At 67.6% G+C, this 15,711-nt stretch carries 17 protein-coding genes; 9 read left to right on the forward strand and 8 right to left on the reverse strand.

Annotation, left to right across the window (positions count from 1 at the left end; translation table 11 throughout):
• The first annotated feature begins 24 nt into the window (after positions 1–24).
• Positions 25–1,308 (forward strand): RNA polymerase sigma factor, encoded by a 1,284-nt coding sequence (locus AVL48_RS03935; RefSeq protein WP_061985149.1) that lies wholly within the window; start codon positions 25–27, stop codon positions 1,306–1,308.
• A gap of 55 nt (positions 1,309–1,363) precedes the next feature.
• On the opposite strand, the gene AVL48_RS03940 is transcribed toward AVL48_RS03935, so the two are convergent.
• The 5 genes from AVL48_RS03940 to AVL48_RS03960 form a co-directional block, all read right to left on the reverse strand.
• The gene (locus AVL48_RS03940; protein ID WP_061985147.1) at positions 1,364–1,759 is read right to left on the reverse strand and encodes a sigma factor-like helix-turn-helix DNA-binding protein; all 396 of its coding nucleotides are present in this window, start codon (positions 1,757–1,759) and stop codon (positions 1,364–1,366) included.
• Positions 1,760–1,893: 134 nt separating this feature from the next.
• A complete protein-coding gene (locus AVL48_RS03945; RefSeq protein ID WP_061985145.1) occupies positions 1,894–2,766 on the reverse strand; it encodes a hypothetical protein in 873 nt (290 codons plus the stop codon).
• 222 nt (positions 2,767–2,988) lie between these two features.
• On the reverse strand, positions 2,989–3,771 hold the full coding sequence (locus AVL48_RS03950; protein ID WP_061985142.1) for an IclR family transcriptional regulator: 783 nt from the start codon (positions 3,769–3,771) through the stop codon (positions 2,989–2,991).
• 279 nt (positions 3,772–4,050) lie between these two features.
• Positions 4,051–4,458 (reverse strand): CoA-binding protein, encoded by a 408-nt coding sequence (locus tag AVL48_RS03955; protein ID WP_061985140.1) that lies wholly within the window; start codon positions 4,456–4,458, stop codon positions 4,051–4,053.
• A gap of 34 nt (positions 4,459–4,492) precedes the next feature.
• Positions 4,493–5,065, reverse strand: a complete 573-nt coding sequence (locus tag AVL48_RS03960) for a hypothetical protein (protein WP_061985138.1) — start codon at positions 5,063–5,065, stop codon at positions 4,493–4,495.
• Between the two features lie 130 nt (positions 5,066–5,195).
• On the opposite strand from AVL48_RS03960, the gene AVL48_RS03965 reads away from it, so the two are divergent.
• Together AVL48_RS03965 and AVL48_RS03970 are read left to right on the forward strand one after the other, a co-directional pair.
• Positions 5,196–5,993, forward strand: a complete 798-nt coding sequence (locus tag AVL48_RS03965; RefSeq protein ID WP_061985136.1) for a 2-keto-4-pentenoate hydratase — start codon at positions 5,196–5,198, stop codon at positions 5,991–5,993.
• Positions 5,990–6,751, forward strand: a complete 762-nt coding sequence (locus AVL48_RS03970; protein WP_061985134.1) for a 2-keto-4-pentenoate hydratase — start codon at positions 5,990–5,992, stop codon at positions 6,749–6,751. Before AVL48_RS03965 ends, AVL48_RS03970 begins: the two co-directional genes overlap by 4 nt.
• Here AVL48_RS03970 and AVL48_RS03975 read toward each other — a convergent pair.
• Together AVL48_RS03975 and AVL48_RS03980 are read right to left on the reverse strand one after the other, a co-directional pair.
• A complete protein-coding gene (locus tag AVL48_RS03975) occupies positions 6,732–7,616 on the reverse strand; it encodes an alpha/beta fold hydrolase (protein WP_061985132.1) in 885 nt (294 codons plus the stop codon). The genes AVL48_RS03970 and AVL48_RS03975 overlap by 20 nt on opposite strands.
• 33 nt (positions 7,617–7,649) lie before the next feature.
• A complete protein-coding gene (locus AVL48_RS03980; protein ID WP_061985129.1) occupies positions 7,650–7,841 on the reverse strand; it encodes a hypothetical protein in 192 nt (63 codons plus the stop codon).
• A gap of 565 nt (positions 7,842–8,406) precedes the next feature.
• Between AVL48_RS03980 and AVL48_RS03985 the strand changes: the two genes are divergently transcribed.
• The 4 genes from AVL48_RS03985 to AVL48_RS04000 are packed head-to-tail and all read left to right on the forward strand — an operon-like array spanning position 8,407 to position 13,513.
• On the forward strand, positions 8,407–8,844 hold the full coding sequence (locus AVL48_RS03985; protein ID WP_143104887.1) for a hypothetical protein: 438 nt from the start codon (positions 8,407–8,409) through the stop codon (positions 8,842–8,844).
• 32 nt (positions 8,845–8,876) lie between these two features.
• Positions 8,877–10,469 carry a 2,3-epoxybenzoyl-CoA dihydrolase gene (gene boxC, locus AVL48_RS03990; protein WP_061985125.1) on the forward strand — a complete coding sequence of 531 codons (1,593 nt, stop codon included), beginning with the start codon at positions 8,877–8,879 and terminating at the stop codon, positions 10,467–10,469.
• Between the two features lie 5 nt (positions 10,470–10,474).
• Positions 10,475–11,896, forward strand: a complete 1,422-nt coding sequence (gene boxB / locus AVL48_RS03995) for a benzoyl-CoA 2,3-epoxidase subunit BoxB (protein ID WP_061985122.1) — start codon at positions 10,475–10,477, stop codon at positions 11,894–11,896.
• Positions 11,897–11,914: 18 nt separating this feature from the next.
• A complete protein-coding gene (locus AVL48_RS04000; RefSeq protein WP_061985120.1) occupies positions 11,915–13,513 on the forward strand; it encodes a benzoate-CoA ligase family protein in 1,599 nt (532 codons plus the stop codon).
• 52 nt (positions 13,514–13,565) lie between these two features.
• Here AVL48_RS04000 and AVL48_RS04005 read toward each other — a convergent pair whose 3' ends face one another.
• On the reverse strand, positions 13,566–14,015 hold the full coding sequence (locus AVL48_RS04005; RefSeq protein ID WP_061985118.1) for a MarR family winged helix-turn-helix transcriptional regulator: 450 nt from the start codon (positions 14,013–14,015) through the stop codon (positions 13,566–13,568).
• A 99-nt stretch (positions 14,016–14,114) separates the two neighbouring features.
• Here AVL48_RS04005 and AVL48_RS04010 point away from each other — a divergent pair, with 99 nt between their 5' ends.
• On the forward strand, positions 14,115–15,080 hold the full coding sequence (locus AVL48_RS04010; RefSeq protein WP_061985116.1) for a ring-cleaving dioxygenase: 966 nt from the start codon (positions 14,115–14,117) through the stop codon (positions 15,078–15,080).
• Entirely contained in the window at positions 15,077–15,682 is a 606-nt protein-coding gene (locus AVL48_RS04015; protein ID WP_061985114.1) for an alpha/beta hydrolase, read from the forward strand. The genes AVL48_RS04010 and AVL48_RS04015 overlap by 4 nt, the downstream gene beginning before the upstream one ends.
• The last annotated feature ends 29 nt before the right edge of the window (positions 15,683–15,711 follow it).

The raw sequence follows: 15,711 nt of genomic DNA on the forward strand, positions 1-15,711 counted from the left end.
CGGTCGTCGCGCCGACGATGTTGATTGGTCGGCGTGACGGCAACAGCAGACCCTCGTTCGGCGATCGACGCGGTGTGGCGGATCGAATCGGCCCGCCTCATCGCCGGCCTCGCGCGGATGACGCGCGACGTCGGCCTCGCGGAGGAACTGGCGCAGGACGCGCTGGTCGCCGCGCTCGAACAGTGGCCTGAGTCGGGCGTCCCGAGGAATCCGGGCGCCTGGCTCATGACCACGGCCAAACGCCGAGCCGTCGACACCTTCCGCCGCAACGAGCGGTACGAGCGGAAACTCGGCGAGATCGGCCGCGAGCAGGAGTTCGAGGAGGAGCCGGACTTCACCGCGGGCCTCGACGACCATATCGAGGACGATCTGCTGCGGCTGGTGTTCACCGCCTGCCACCCGGTGCTCTCGACCGAGGCCAGGGTGGCGCTCACGCTGAAGATGATCGGCGGGCTGCAGACGCACGAGATCGCGCGGGCGTTCCTGGCCAAGGAAACCGCCATCGCGCAACGGATCGTCCGGGCGAAGAAGACGCTCGGGGACGCCAAGGTGCCGTTCGAGGTGCCGGAGGGGGCCGACCGGGTCGCGCGCCTGGAGTCGGTGCTCGAAGTGATCTACCTGATCTTCAACGAGGGATATTCGGCGACGGCCGGTGAGGATTGGATGCGGCCGGGGTTGTGCGAGGAGGCACTGCGGCTCGGCCGGATCTTGGCCGGCCTCATGCCGACGGAACCGGAGGTGCACGGGCTCGTCGCGTTGATGGAGATCCAGGCTTCGCGGTCCGCCGCCCGGATCGGGCCGAACGGTGAACCCGTACTGCTCATGGACCAGGACCGCGCCAAATGGGACAGGCTCCTGATCGGCCGCGGCCTCGCCGCGCTGGAACTCGCCGAGTCGCTGACGAATGGCGCTTTCGGTGTCTACGCGGCACAGGCCGCCATCGCCGCCTGTCACGCACGGGCGCGCACAGGCGAGGAGACCGATTGGGGACGCATCGCGGTCCTGTACGAAGGACTCGGGAAGCTGAACCCGTCACCGGTGATCGAACTGAACCGGGCCGTGGCGCTGTCGATGGCCTTCGGGCCGGAGGCCGGACTCGTGGTCGTCGACAAGCTGACGTCGGAGCCCGCGCTGAAGTCGTATCACCTGCTGCCGAGTGTGCGCGGCGATTTCCTGGCGAAGCTCGGCCGTCTCGACGAGGCCCGCGTCGAGTTCGAGCGGGCGGCGGAGATGACCGGAAACGACGCGGAACGCACGCTGCTGCTCAACCGCGCGGCCGAATGCGCCGCCGGCACCGACCGCGGTTAGTCCTCTGAACGCGGTACTTGCGCGTGCAACTACCGCATTCAGAGGACGAAACGCGTCAGGCGGGGGTGGGGCGCAGGGTGGTGAGCGCCCGGTGCTGACCCAGCCGGACGGCCTGGACGGAGCAGCCGAGTGCCAGCGCGGTGTCGTCGGTGGAAAGCCCCACGAGCGACCGCAGCACCATGATCTCGCGCTGCTGCCCGGGCAGTACCGAAAGCGGATTCGGCAGTTCGGCGGCCGTCCGGTGGAAGTCGTCGACCAGGTCGCGCGTGACGTTGTAGGCGAACGTGAGCAGCGTGGTCGCCGCGGCCGCGCCGGCGAGGATCTCGCGGCAGCTGTTCATCGCGACGGCGTCCGCGGTCTCGTAGCTACCCGCCCGCCGTCCGATCCGCGCCCGGCAGTAGCGCACGACAAGGACGCGGACCGCGTCGATGAGTTTCGAGGCTGTCTCCATCCGCCCGTCGGCCTCCTCCAAGCGCCGCGAACCGTGTACTCGCATCGGCTCCCTCTCCCACCTTTCAGATGAACACGCCGAAGGGGGCGGGAGGTACGGTCTTTTTGCCCACACCGGAGGTGTCAGGAGGCGGTTCAGGCCTCGATGAAGACGATCCGCTCCGGTTCGACCGTCAGGTTCACCGTCTGTCGCTTCACGCTCACCAAGGTCTCGAATTCCGTGGCGTGCCCGTCCGGCACGGTGAACAGCCGGTCGTCGCGGGAATCGAGGAAGTCGGAGAACCCGCTCAGGGAGACCCCGCCGCTCTCGTCGAGCGCGAGGTAGTCGACGAGCCTGCGGAACAGTTTCGGCAGGATCACCAGTTCGTCGGCGAGTTGCCGCCGGGAGGAGAGTTTGAACCCGGAGTTCGTGACGTCCCGCGGCCACAGCCCGAGCCCGGCTTGGCGTGCCTTGCCCGCGGCTTCGGCCAACGCGTCACGGAGATCGGGGTAGAGCAGCGAATAGAACGTCGGATAGGCGAGGCCGCCGGCGACCTGCCGGTAGTTGGCGGAGTTCTTCAGCGTTTTGACGTCGAGATGGACGCGGGAAAGGTCCGCCGACCTTCCCGGCCGTTGTCCGGGAAAGGCGAACGCCACGGCTCGTCCGTATTTGTCCGCGAATCGCGTCAGTATGTGGCCGGGTACCTTGATCGGGGTCGACGAAGTGACCGTGCCCCGTTCATCGCGTTCCACCGTTTTGAACCCGAGTGCTTTCAGCAGGTTCGCCGCGGCGGCATCGGCGAATTCGGCGGGCTGATGCCACCTCCCGCCGGTTCCCCTGGCCTGGTAATGCGTTTCGAGCGCGTCGATCGCGTCGAGCCGCAACTGCATCCCGCCCCGGGAATTGAGCCGGACCTTGAGGCCCGCTTTCTTGGTCGCCTGGGGATCTTCGGGATAGAAGCGCACCGAATCGCCGTCCGGTGCGGCTCCGGCAAGCTGGAACGTACCTTTGATCAGCGTCATGGGCATGGGACAACGGTAGTTCCCGTTCCGGTGAACGAACCCTGTGTTCATCCATCCAGAGCAGTGGCCGGTAAAGGTCGCGTGACCATTGTGGATAGTCTCGTGAGTGATAACGACGACGGTGAGAACCGAGGATGTGCGCTGGCGCGCACAAGCGCGGTGATCAAGCGCCAGCGCCGCGGACAGCCAGACCCCGCCGGCGGGCTGGTAGTCCTGAGTCGGTCCACATCAGCCCCGTTGCGCCCGCACGTAACCGAGGCGGAGGGAAAGCGCGGCGGCCGTACCCGCCACGGTGGCGCCGAGTTCGTCGGTCCGGCGGAGCACGCGGCCCGCCGGGCCCGCGACGCTGATCGCCGCGATCGGCCGTCCGGTGTGGTCGCGGACGGCGGCGGCGACGCAGCCGACGTCCGGTTCGTTCTCGACCTCGTCGACGGCCCAGCCGCGACGGCTCGTCCTGGCGAGGTCGTCGAGCAGCCTGGCCGGATCGATGATCGTCTTGAGGGTGAGACTGTCGAGTTTCATCCGGCGGATGCGTTCGAGCCGGTCCTGTTCGGGCAGTGCCGCCAGCCACGCCTTGCCCAGCGACGTCGCGTGCTGCGGACGGCGGGTGCCGAGACGGCAGGCCAGGGTGACGGCGTTGGCGCTGCGTTCGGTGGCGACGTAGACCATCGTGTCGTTGTCCGGGACGGCGAGATAGGTCGTCTCCCCGCTCCGTTCGGCGAGCGACGCGAGATAACGCGGTGCGCAGCGGTGGAGATCGGTCGCCGCCATCGCGCGGGCGCCGAGTTCGACCAGCCGGGTGCCGAGCCGCACGCGGCCGGTGGCGCGATCGGCTTCGAGGTATTCGAGGTTCTTGAGGGTGCCGACGATGCGGTAGGCGGCGCTCCGGGAGAGACCCAGTTGCCTGGCGATCGCGTTGGTGGAAATTTCCTGGTTCTTGCCGACGTGCTCGAGCACCGCGAGTCCGCGCTCGAGTGTGCCACTGGAATCCAGGCCGCGTGGTGTACCCACTTCGCCCTCCGTTGGACCGGGGTACCGATGGCCGGTACCTGTTTCCGCTAAGCGGATTCGGACGTTAACAGCTTGGTCCACCCTTGGGAAGGTTTCTTAACAAACTGGCGGCTGGACAAGTTTCCCCAGCTCGTGGCGTTCCTGTCAAGATCACCGGATCGGCCCAATCCGTTCGGCGGTTCCGACTCGGCGTATGACTTCAGGGGTCATTTTCCTGTCACGGACATGAAAGAACCCTCGCCGGGAAATCACGGCGAGGGTTCGGGCAGGAGTTCGTTTCTAACCCGCGGACAGGTCGGCGACCGCGCGGACGACCGCCGTGCAGCGATCTTCGACGTAGTCCAAGCCGCCTTCTTCGGCGATCCGGCGCGACTCGGCGGAGACGATGCCCTGCTGCAGCCAGAGTGCTTTCGCGCCGATCGCGACGGCCTGTTCGGCGATCGGCGGGGTGTCCGCAGACGGGCGGAAGACGTCGACGAGGTCGACCGGCTCCGGGATGTCGGTGAGCGAGCGGTAGACCTTCTCGCCAAGCAGTTCGTCGGCCGACGGATGGACGGGGATGATCCGGAACCCGTGTGCCTGCAGCACGGCGGCGACCCCGTGCGAGGCCTTGGCCGGATCACGGCTCAGCCCCACGACGGCGATCGTCTTCGATCCGGCGAGGATCTCGGTGGCGCGATCGGTCATACCGGGTTCAACCATCGCGTCCGCGTGGGAATTCCTAGAGTTTCCAGAGCCGCAGGCCACGAACCCGGTACACCGGCCAGACGACGTGCCAGGCGCGTCGCCGCAGGAAGGCCGCCGAGCAGGTCAGGACGTTGCGCGCGGATGTCGTCGCGACATCGTGACGATCCGGCCAGGTCTCGCCGTGCCGTCCGGCGGCGATCCGGAAGACGTTGACCAGTCCCCGGCCCTGCAAGTCGTACTTCGCGCCGGTGTCACCGGAATCCGGGGTGAGGGAAGCGATCTCCGGTCCGAACGCGGTCGAGGGCGCCGGCCCGGCGTCGGCGGGGAGGTCGCCGACCGTCGCCGAGATCCCCTTGCCGTAGAGGCGGCGGGTGTAGCGCGTGAGCAGCACCCGTTCCCACGGCGGCAGGACACGGCGGTGCTTGAGCAACGCCGAGCACTCCGCGTGCCCGATGGCGAAGACGTCGGTCAGCTCGTCGTAGGCATTGTGCGCCGTGGGCTCGTTGAGGTGCACGCGCACCTCGTACCGGATGCGCGCGGTCAGCTCGTCGAGCTCCTCGCGGCGGTCGATCCTGGCCTTCGCCCGGGAGAGGGACCAATCGGACATGGGTGCAGGCTAGGTGATGATCGCGGTCGCACAAGACACTTTCGGCCTAATCTCCTCGTACCGGCCAGTGGAACGGGCGTCTTGTGCCGGTCAAGGTGAGGAGGCAGAGTTCGGCTGTCGGAAGGAGCCCATGGACGCCAGCACGCTGCAGGAGGCCGCGGCCGCGCTGCTCAGCGCGTACGAGACCGGCAAGCCGATCGCGCCCCTGATCGAGACGTATCCCGCGGCGACGTTGGAGGACGCGTACCGCATCCAGCAGCGGCTCGTCCGTCACTGGGCCGAACGCGGCGACGGCGTGCGCGGGCACAAGGTGGGCCTCGCCTCCGCCGCCATGCAGCGGCAGATGGGCGTCGACCAGCCCGACTACGGCCACCTGACCGCCTCGATGTTCCACCTCGAGCATCAGCCCATCCCGATCGGCGGTTACCTGCAGCCGAAGATCGAACCGGAGATCGCGTTCGTGCTCGGTTCGCGGTTGCGCGGCCCCGGCGTCACGGTGGCGGACGCGCTGCGAGCGGTCGACTTCGTGGTGCCCGCACTGGAGATCGTGGATTCCCGCATCCAGGACTGGAAGATCAGCATCGTCGACACCATCGCGGACAACGCCTCCTCCGGCGGTGTCGTCCTCGGCAGCAGGCCGACCGCGATCGGCGACATCGATCTGCGGCTGGTGGGCTGTGTCCTGCACCGGAACGGCGCGATCGCGGCCACCGGCGCCGGTGGCGCGGTACTCGGTTCGCCGGTGAACGCGCTGGTGTGGCTCGCGAACACGGTCGGACCGCTCGGTGTCGCACTGGAACCGGGTCACGTCGTGCTGCCGGGTTCGATGACGCGCGCGATTCCGGTGAGCCCTGGCGACACCGTCGTCGCGACGATGGCGGGGCTCGGCAGTGTCACCGCGAAGTTCTCCGGGGAGGAACGGCCGTGAGCCTTGGTGTGCGGGAGGCGGCGGAAGCGCTGCTGTCCGGGGAAGAACGCGAGCCGCTGACGGACTCGTGGCCCGCTTTGGACGTCGATACCGCTTACGCGATCCAGGACGAGGCGTTGCGGCTTCGGCGAGCTCGCGGCGAGACCGTGGTCGGCGTCAAGCTGGGCCTGACCTCGCGCGTGATGCAGCGACGGATGGGCATCGACTCGCCGTTGCTCGCGTGGCTGACCGACGCGATGGTCCTCCCCGCCGGCGTCCCGGTGCCCTCGCTGATCCACCCGCGCGCGGAGCCCGAACTGGTTTTCGTGCTGGGGAAACGACTCGCGGGCCCCGGCGTGACCGCGGCGACCGCGATGGCGGCGGTGGACCGGGTCCACGGCGGCATCGAGATCGTCGACAGCCGCTACCGTGACTACCGGGGCAAACTGCCGGACGCCGTGGCGGACAACGGTTTCTCCGCGTATTTCACCCTGGGCCCGGTCGGTGCCGAGCCGTCCGCGCTGGATCTTTCGCTGGAGGCGGCGCTTTTGGAGGTCGACGGCGCCATCGTCGACACCGCCACCGGTGCCGCCGTCCAGGGCCATCCGGCGGAGGCCTTGGCACTGGCGGCCAACATCCTCGGCGCCCGCGGCCTCGCGCTGGAGCCGGGCTGGCTCGTCCTCACCGGCGGGATGACGGACGCCGTCGACCTGCGCCCGGGTTCACGGGTGGCCGCGCACTTCTCGCAGCTGGGTTCGATCACGCTCGCCGGGTCTTGACCTCGGCACGGTCCGCTGTCCGGACGAGGCCGCGCACGAGCCGGGGCCAGATCGCGTGCGGAAGGTCGTGCCCCATCCCGGGGACGATGTCCAATTCGGACTCCCGCAGCGCGCGAGCCGTCGCCCTGCCGCCGGAAACGTGCACGAGCGGATCCTGCGAACCGTGCACGACGAGGGCGGGCACCTGGACCTTCCGCAGGGCGCGGAACCGATCCCGGCTCGACAAGATCGCCGCCAGCTGGCGCGCGGTGCCGCCGGGGTTGACGCCACGATCGAAGGAGCGTTCCGCGCGCTCCCGCATTCGGGCCTCGTCGAAGGGATAACCGGGCGAGCCGATGACCCGGAACGTGCGCAGCAGGTAGTCGACGTACCGCTCGCGATTACGCGGCGGTGCCGAAAGCAGCATCGTCATGGCCTTGGCGCTCGGCCGTCCGACGAACCGGTTGCCGGTGGTCGACATGATGGACGTCAGCGAGCGCACGCGCGCCGGATGTTCGATGGCCAGGGTCTGCGCGACCATTCCGCCCATCGAAGCGCCGACGACGTGCGCGCTTTCGATGCCGAGTTCGTCGAGCAGCGCGGCGGCGTCGTCAGCCATGTCCTTCAGCGAGTACGGCGCCACGCGCAGGGTGTACGCCAGCGGCAGGTTCACCCGCCCCGACAGCCTGCTGGAGCGCCCGGCGTCCCGATTGTCGTAGCGGATGACGAAGAACCCCTTGGCCGCGAGGCTCTCGCAGAGTTCGTCGTCCCACCAGATCATCTGCGAGGCGAGGCCCATGATCATCAGCAGCGGCCTGCCGTCGGGGGATCCGAACGTCTCGTGGCACAGCTGGATGCCATTCACCTCGGCGATTGTCTCCGGCATTCCGACAGTGTGACCGGTGACGGCCCAAAACGGCTAGGCGTCCTCGATGTGGACGGCCGCACTCTCCGGCCCGGCGGAACGCTGCCTGCCCGCGTAGTCGGCGACCTCGGTCGATTCGGTGTCCCACGGTTCACCGCCGTCGGGCGTCGTGAGCTGGACGGCTTCTTCGGACGCGTCCGCGGGGGCGGGGCCGTCTGCTGCTTCGCGCTCTTCTTGGTCGGACACGGTTCCTCCTGGTGGATCGAGGTCTTCGCCGACGGGTTACCCGCTTCGCGCCCGGTTACTCACCGCGAAGCAGCGGGCTGCAGGGGGCGTGAGTGGCGAGAGGCATCGACTGTGGATTTCGGGACGTTGGATGACCCGAAATCCACACAGTCCCGCGTGACCGGTCCACACACCCCTCACCCTGAGTGACAACTCAAGCTCTCATCAGCCCGACGCACATTCAGGCCTGAATCGCACACGGAGTTGCCTGGCGGCGTGCTTGTGGACGGTCAAGGGCGCACCGTGTCTCAGCGGGGAGTGCTGGACTGCAACCAAGGTAGCGAAGGTCCCCTTCGCTACCTTCAGGGTAAGCAAGGGGACCTTCACGGCAACGAGCCGATCACGCCGGCCACCATGGCTTCGGGAGCTGTCCTCATGGACGGTCAAGACCGCAACAACGTCTCCGTGGTTGAACCGCTCGGCCATGCCCGCCACCGGAACGCCGGGACGAAAGTCCTCTTCAGCTCCCTAGCGCCGTGCGCTACGCTCTCGCTAGAGCGATCTATCAAATCGCAAAGGGGCGAACATGGATCTTCTTCGAGACCGGGGACTCACCGCCTTGCGGCTGATCCTGGCGTTCACGCTGTTGTCCACCACGCTGCACTACGCGCACAACGTGCTCAGAGCGGCGGACTACCCGCAGCTCGAAGGGATCTCGGTCGGTGTCACGGCCGCGCTGGTCGTCTTCGCGTACTTCCTCTTCACCGCGTTCGGCGTGCTCGGCTACCGCGACTACCTGCGCGGGCGCTCCTGGCGGGCGCTCGCGTTCCTGATGGTCTACTCGCTGTCCGGATTGGCCAGCCTCGGGCATTTCCTGATCGCGGTGCCGCAGATCCCGGCCTTCTGGTTCGCCACGATCTACACCGATACAGCGGCGGCACTCCTGTTGTGGGCCTTCGTGACCTGGGCCGCGACGAAACTCAACCGGGTGAGCGCGCCTGACCAACTCTCTACACAACATTGACGTTCAATATCGGCATGTAGACAATCGATGGGGTGACGCGGACCACGTCGGTGACGTTCGAACGTCATCCCAGCGGCTACCGGCACTGGCACCTGGGCATCGACGGTGACGTCGCGTGGCTCGAACTCGACGTCGACGCCGACGGGGGTCTCGTACCGGGTTACGAGCTCAAGCTCAACTCGTACGACCTCGGCGTCGACATCGAGTTGTACGACGCGACGCAGCGCCTGCGGTTCGAACATCCCGAAGTCCGCGTGGTCATCGTGACCAGCGCGAAGGACAACGTCTTCTGCGCGGGCGCGAACATCCGCATGCTGGCTTCGTCGTCGCACGAGTGGAAGGTGAACTTCTGCAAGTTCACCAACGAGACCCGCAACGCCATCGAGGACGCGTCGGCGAACTCCGGTCAGCTCTACATCGCCGCGGTCAACGGCACCTGCGCCGGCGGCGGGTACGAGATCGCGCTCGCCTGCGAGAAGATCCTGCTGGTCGACGACAACTCTTCGACCGTCGCGCTGCCGGAGATCCCGCTCCTCGGCGTCCTCCCCGGGACCGGCGGGCTCACCAGGCTGGTCGACAAACGCGGCGTGCGGCGGGATCTCGCCGACGTCTTCGCCACCCGTCCGGACGGTATGAAAGGCCGGGCCGCCCTCGACTGGCGGCTCGTCGACGAACTCGTGCCGCGGCAGGGGTTCCGCGAAGCCGTACTGGCCAAGGCGAAGGAACTCGCGCGGACGAGCGGCCGGCTCGATGGTGAAGGTGTCGAGTTGACGCCCCTCGTGCATCGCTATGTCGACATTTCGCTGGGCGCGACCGAAGCGACGATCACCGTCAAGGGACCCGACGGCGACGATGGCTGGCTGCTGGACGTCACTCGCGAACTGGACGACGCCATCCTTCGCCTGCGCACCAACGAACCCGAACTCGGTACCTGGGTACTCCGCACCGAAGGCGATCCGGCGCAGGTCCTGGCGCACGAACGTGTCGTGTTCGACGCGAAAGACGTTCTGAGCAACGAAATCGTTCACTACTGGAAGCGGACGCTCAAGCGGCTCGACGTCACCAGCCGCAGCCTGATCGCGCTCATCGAACCTGGTAGCTGCTTCGCCGGGCTCCTGCTGGAACTCGCGCTCGCCGCGGATCGGCAGTACATCTTGGACGGTCCGCCGATCGACGACGAAGACAGTGAAGAACGTGCGTCGATCACCCTGTCCGAGGCCAACTTCGGCCGCCTTCCGATGGGGAACGGCCTGTCCCGCCTCGAATCCCGGTTCTTCGGCGACCCTGAGCACGTCACGATGCTCGCGGCAGAACGCGGAAAACCGCTTGGTCCGGCGGAGGCGAACGAGCTCGGTCTGGTCACCGACGCCCCGGACGACCTCGACTGGGAAGACGAGGTCCGGATCGCGCTGGAAAGCCGGGCTTCGCTGAGTCCCGACGCGCTGACCGGAATGGAGGCGAACCACCGGTTCGTCGGACCCGAGACGCTGGAAAGCAAGATCTTCGGCCGCTTGGCGGCTTGGCAGAACTGGATCTTCACTCGTCCGAACGCATCCGGTCCGGAAGGCGCTTTGCGTCGCTACGGTACTGGTCAGAAGGCCGTCTTCGACAGGAAGCGGGTTTGAGACCCATGCCCACCAAGATCGATTACGACGCCAAGATCCCCAACAACGTCGATCTCTCCGGGGACCGGCGGCTCCAGCGGGCGCTGGAGGGCTGGCAGCCGAAGTTCCTGGACTGGTGGGGTGAAATGGGCCCCACGCTGCAAACTCAAGGCGTCTACCTGCGCACGGCGGTCAGCGTCGGCCGGGACGGCTGGGCGCATTTCGACCACGTCAACGTGCCGGACTACCGGTGGGGGATCTTCCTCGCGGAGCGCGACCCGGACCGCGTCATCACCTTCGGCGAGCACCAGGGCGAACCGGCCTGGCAGCAAGTTCCCGGCGAATACCGCGCCGATCTCCAGCGGCTCATCGTCATCCAAGGCGATACCGAACCCGCGTCGGTCGAGCAGCAGAAACTGCTGGGGCTGACCGCACCGAGCCTTTACGATCTGCGGAACCTCTTCCAGGTCAACGTCGAAGAAGGCCGTCATCTGTGGGCGATGGTGTATCTGCTGCACGCCTACTTCGGCCGCGAAGGCCGTGAAGAAGCGGAAGCCTTGCTGCTCCGGAATTCCGGAAGTCCGGACGCCCCGCGCATCCTCGGCGCCTTCAACGAAGAGACCGCGGATTGGCTCGCCTTCTACATGTTCACCTATTTCACCGATCGTGATGGCAAATACCAGCTCGGCACGCTCAAGGAAAGCGGCTTCGACCCGCTTTCCCGCACTTGTGAATTCATGCTCAAGGAAGAGGCGCACCACATGTTCGTCGGTACCACCGGCGTGGACCGCGTGGTCACCCGGAGTGCCGAACTGATCCGCGAGCACGACACCTTCGACATCGCCGGGCACGGCGGGATCCCGCTCGATCTCATCCAGCGATACCTGAACTTCCACTACACCGTCTCGCTCGACCTGTTCGGCGGCGAGACTTCGACCAACGCGGCGAACTACTACACCGCCGGGCTGAAAGGCCGCTGGCAGGAGGCCCGCCGCAAGGACGACCACCGGCTCACCGACTCCGCCGGGTCGCTGTCCCGTCCGCGGGCCGACGGCACCTGGGAGATCGAAGAACACCCGGCCATCCTGCTGCTGAACCTCGACCTGCGGGAGGAGTACCGCGCCGACTGCCAGACCGGGGTCAACCGCTGGAACAAGATCCTGGACGAGGCGGGCATCGACTTCCGATTCGTCCTCCCGCACCCTGGATTCAATCGCGAAGTCGGCATAAACTCCGGCCACCATGTGACGCCCGACGGCACCGTTGTCGACGAGCGGACCTGGCTGGCCGGCAAACGCAAGTGGCTGCCCACCCCGGAAGACCTGACCTTCGTCCGATCGCTGATGCATCCGGTGTACGAGCGAGGAAAGATCGCGAGCTGGGTGGCGCCGCCACGCCAGGGCATCAATGGGAAACCGTTCGACTACGAATACGTTTACCTGAGCTGAGCCGATAGAAGGTGCGCCGTGACCGCTGCAGCTACCGGGTTCAACGCGGCGAGCTACCTGCTCGAGGCGCATCTGGCGGAGGGGCGCGGCGCCAAGACCGCGGTCGTTTCACCGAGGCGGAGCCTCACCTACGCCGAACTCGCGGCCGAAACCCGCCGGGTCGCGGCCGGACTGCGCGCGATCGGCGTCCGCCCGGAGGAGCGGGTCCTGTTCTGCATGGTCGACGACGTCGAACTGCTCACCGGGCTCCTCGGCGCGATGCTGGCCGGGGCGGTCGCGGTACCGGTGTCCACCATGGTCACCGGGCTGGACCTCGGCAAGCTGCTCGCCGACTCACGGGCCAGGGTCCTGTGCGTTTCCGGCGAGTTCACCGCACAGGCGACGATCGCGCTGGGGCTGGCGCCCGAGGTCACCGACGTCGTGCTGGACAGGGCGAAGGCGGCCGAACTGCCGTCCGGGGTCCGCGTGCACGACTGGAGTGATCTGTCCACAGTGGACGATCACGGTTTCGAACCGGCGCCGACCTGGGAGGACTCGCCCGCGCTCTGGCTGTACACCTCGGGGACGACGGGTAAGCCGAAGGGGGCGATGCACCGGCACGCGGGCATCCGCGCGGTCTGCGAAACGTATGCGCGCGGCGTGCTGGACGTCGGCCCGAACGACCGGTTCCTTTCCGTCCCCAAGCTGTTCTTCGCTTACGGCTTGGGGAATTCCGCGTTCTTCCCGCTCGCGGCCGGCGGGACGACGCTGCTCGAACCGGCCCGTCCGACCCCAGGACTGATCGCCGCCAGGGCGTGCGCGGAGCGGCCGACGTTGTTCTTCGCCGTTCCGACCTTCTACGCGGCGTTGCTCGCCAGCGACCTCCCGAACGACACGTTCGCTTCGGTACGCCAAGCCGTTTCGGCAGGCGAACCGCTACCCGCCGTGCTCTACGAGCGGTTCCGTGACCGGTTCGGCGTCGAGATCATCGACGGGATCGGGTCCACAGAGGCACTGCACATCTTCCTGTCCAACCGGCCGCGTCAGGTCCGGCCGGGCAGCACGGGGGTGCCGGTCCCCGGCTACGAAGTCGCCCTGCGTGACGAGCACGGCGCGCCCGTACCGGACGGGCAGCCCGGTGAGCTGTTCGTCGCCGGACCGTCGATCGCGACCGGATACTGGGCGCGGTACGAGACGACGAAGCACGTCTTCCAGGGCGAATGGCTGCGGACGGGTGACAGTTTCGTGCGCAACGCCGACGGGACCTACACCTGCCTCGGGCGGTTCAACGACATGCTGAAGCCCGGTGGGATCTGGGTGTCGCCCGCCGAGGTCGAGGACCGGCTGCGGCAGCATCCGGCGGTCGCCGAGGTCGCCGTCGTGGCCGCCTTCGACTCAGACGGCATCGAGAAACCGGTCGCCTGCGTGGTCGGCGTTCCCGGCCATCGGCTGGACGCGGACGAGCTGATCGACTTCTGCCGGGCGGGGCTGGCGTCGTTCAAACGCCCGCGAGGCGTCGTCGAGCTGGGCGAACTGCCCAAGACGGCGACCGGGAAGATCCGGCGCAACGTCATCCGTGACCTCGTGCGAGACCTGTACGAGGTCCGGGACCCCGCCCCGCCGCATTTAGTCCTCTAAATGCGGTACGTGCACGCGCAACTACCGCATTTAGAGGACGAAATGCGGCAGGTCAGGAGCCGTTGACGGTGCGGAGGGTGCGCATGGCCTCGGCCAGCGCGTGCGCGTCGTCACCCAGCGGAGTCAAAACGATGCGCCGCAGGATCTCCGCGCACGCCTCGCGCGCCTGCTGGGCGACGTCGAGGCCGTGCGCGGTGAGCGCGGCGAAGGTGACGCGCCGGTCGTCCGGGCTGGGCACCCGGCAGATGAGGTCCGCGGCGACCAGCCTGTCCGCGACCTTCGTGAACCCGCCGCTGGACAACGCCGCCTCGACGGCCAGCCGCGTCATCGGCATCCGGTGCTCCGGCGAGCGCACCAGCCGTAACAGGATGTCGAAAGACGCCGGAGCCAGGCCGAACCGGTCGGCGATCTCGCCCATCAGCCTGTTCTGCGTGGCCAGGTAGCCCTCGATCACCAGGCCCCACCACGTGACCACTTCGTCGTCGCTCGGATCCGCTGTCACGGGCGCGAGCCTACACCGAGAAATCTTTCAGGAATATATCTTGCGCGCGAGAGGTTCTGTGGTTAGCTTGTTCTCACCGGCTCCCAGAGGAGGGGCACCATGTCGATCAAGACTTCCGGCCTGCACCACGTCACCGCCATCGGTGGCGACCCCCAGCGCAACGCGGACTTCTACACCAGGGCGCTGGGCCTGCGGCTGGTGAAGACCACCGTGAACTTCGACGACCCCGGCACCTATCACCTCTACTACGGCGATCAGTCCGGCAAGCCCGGCTCCCTGATGACGTTCTTCCCGTGGAAGGACGCGCCGAAGGGCCGTCACGGCACCGGGCAGGCGACCACGACGTCGTTCTCCGTGCCGGAAGCCTCGCTCGGCTGGTGGAAGGCGCATCTCGCCGAAAGCGGCATCGAGACGAGTCAGATCCGCAACTCCGACGGGGAAGAGACGCTCACCTTCCTCGACCCGGACGGACTGAAGCTCGCGCTCGTCGCGCATCCCCAGGGTGACCCGCGCGACCCGTGGGACACGAAGCTCGTCCCCGCCGAGCACGCCATCCGCGGGCTGCACTCCGTCACGCTGTCGGTGTCCAAAGAGGACGCGACCGCCGGGATGCTGACCGACGGCCTCGGCCTGGCCTTCCAGCACCAGGAGAGCAATCGCCTGCGCTTCTCCGCCGGTGAAGGCGGCCCCGGCGCGCTCGTCGACGTCCTCGTGACGCCGGACGCCCCGCGCGGGCTGGTGGCGGCGGGCACCGTGCACCACGTCGCGTGGCGCGCGCCGGACGAGCGGACCCAGGCCGCGTGGCGCGACGAACTGATCGACGACGGGGTGAACGTGACGTCCATTTTGGACCGTCAATACTTCCGCTCGATCTACTTCCGTGAGCCGGGCGGCACCCTGCTCGAAGTCGCGACCGACGAACCCGGTTTCGCGATCGACGAGCCGCTGCTGGAACTCGGCCGCGCGCTGAAACTGCCGCCGTGGCTGGAGCCCAAGCGCGAGGACATCGAGGCGATGCTGCCGAAGCTGGACCTCCCCAGCGAGAACAACCCGGACGCACGATGACCGGACTGGAGCACAAGTACGTCGAAGGTTCACCGGACGAGCCGGTGCTGCTGCTTCTGCACGGCACCGGCGGCGGTCCGGACGATCTGGTGCCGCTCGCCCGTCAGCTGAGTCCTGAGTCGGCGCTGCTCGCGCCGGCCGGGCCGGTGTCGGAACACGGTGCGCCGCGGTGGTTCCGCCGGTTGGCGGAAGGCGTTTTCGACCACGAGGACGTGGTCTTCCGCGCGAACCAGCTTGCCGATTTCGTGGTGGCCTCGCGGGCGGCCTACGGCCTCGAAGGCAGGCGGCTGGTCGCCATCGGATTTTCCAATGGCGCCAACATCGCGGCCGCGGTGACCTTGCTCCGCCCGGACGCCGTTCGCGAGGCGGCGCTGTTCGCGGCGATGTCGCCCGTTCCTTCGCCACCACAACATGATTTGTCCGGTACGAGGGTGTTCCTCTCGAATGGCGAACAGGATCCGATGGCGCCGCTCGCGTCGGCGGAGGCACTCGTCCGTGTCTTGCGCGAGCGTTCCGCGGACGTCGTCGCGCATCGCCATCCCGGTGGACATCAGGTGACAGGCAACGGTTTGGTAGCGGCCGCGGGATGGCTCAACCCTTGACGGTGCGAGCAAAGTAGACGGACGTACCA

This window comes from Amycolatopsis regifaucium (genome assembly GCF_001613935.1).
GTDB lineage: Bacteria > Actinomycetota > Actinomycetes > Mycobacteriales > Pseudonocardiaceae > Amycolatopsis > Amycolatopsis regifaucium.

Coding starts and splice junctions, on each gene's coding strand:
- AVL48_RS03940 (WP_061985147.1), bottom strand. CDS start 1,759: ATGGAGACAGCCTCGAAACTCATCGACGCGGTCCGCGTCCTTGTCGTG.
- AVL48_RS03945 (WP_061985145.1), bottom strand. CDS start 2,766: ATGCCCATGACGCTGATCAAAGGTACGTTCCAGCTTGCCGGAGCCGCA.
- AVL48_RS03955 (WP_061985140.1), bottom strand. CDS start 4,458: ATGACCGATCGCGCCACCGAGATCCTCGCCGGATCGAAGACGATCGCC.
- AVL48_RS03960 (WP_061985138.1), bottom strand. CDS start 5,065: ATGTCCGATTGGTCCCTCTCCCGGGCGAAGGCCAGGATCGACCGCCGC.
- AVL48_RS03965 (WP_061985136.1), top strand. CDS start 5,196: ATGGACGCCAGCACGCTGCAGGAGGCCGCGGCCGCGCTGCTCAGCGCG.
- AVL48_RS03975 (WP_061985132.1), bottom strand. CDS start 7,616: ATGCCGGAGACAATCGCCGAGGTGAATGGCATCCAGCTGTGCCACGAG.
- AVL48_RS03985 (WP_143104887.1), top strand. CDS start 8,407: ATGGATCTTCTTCGAGACCGGGGACTCACCGCCTTGCGGCTGATCCTG.
- boxB (WP_061985122.1), top strand. CDS start 10,475: ATGCCCACCAAGATCGATTACGACGCCAAGATCCCCAACAACGTCGAT.
- AVL48_RS04010 (WP_061985116.1), top strand. CDS start 14,115: ATGTCGATCAAGACTTCCGGCCTGCACCACGTCACCGCCATCGGTGGC.
- AVL48_RS04015 (WP_061985114.1), top strand. CDS start 15,077: ATGACCGGACTGGAGCACAAGTACGTCGAAGGTTCACCGGACGAGCCG.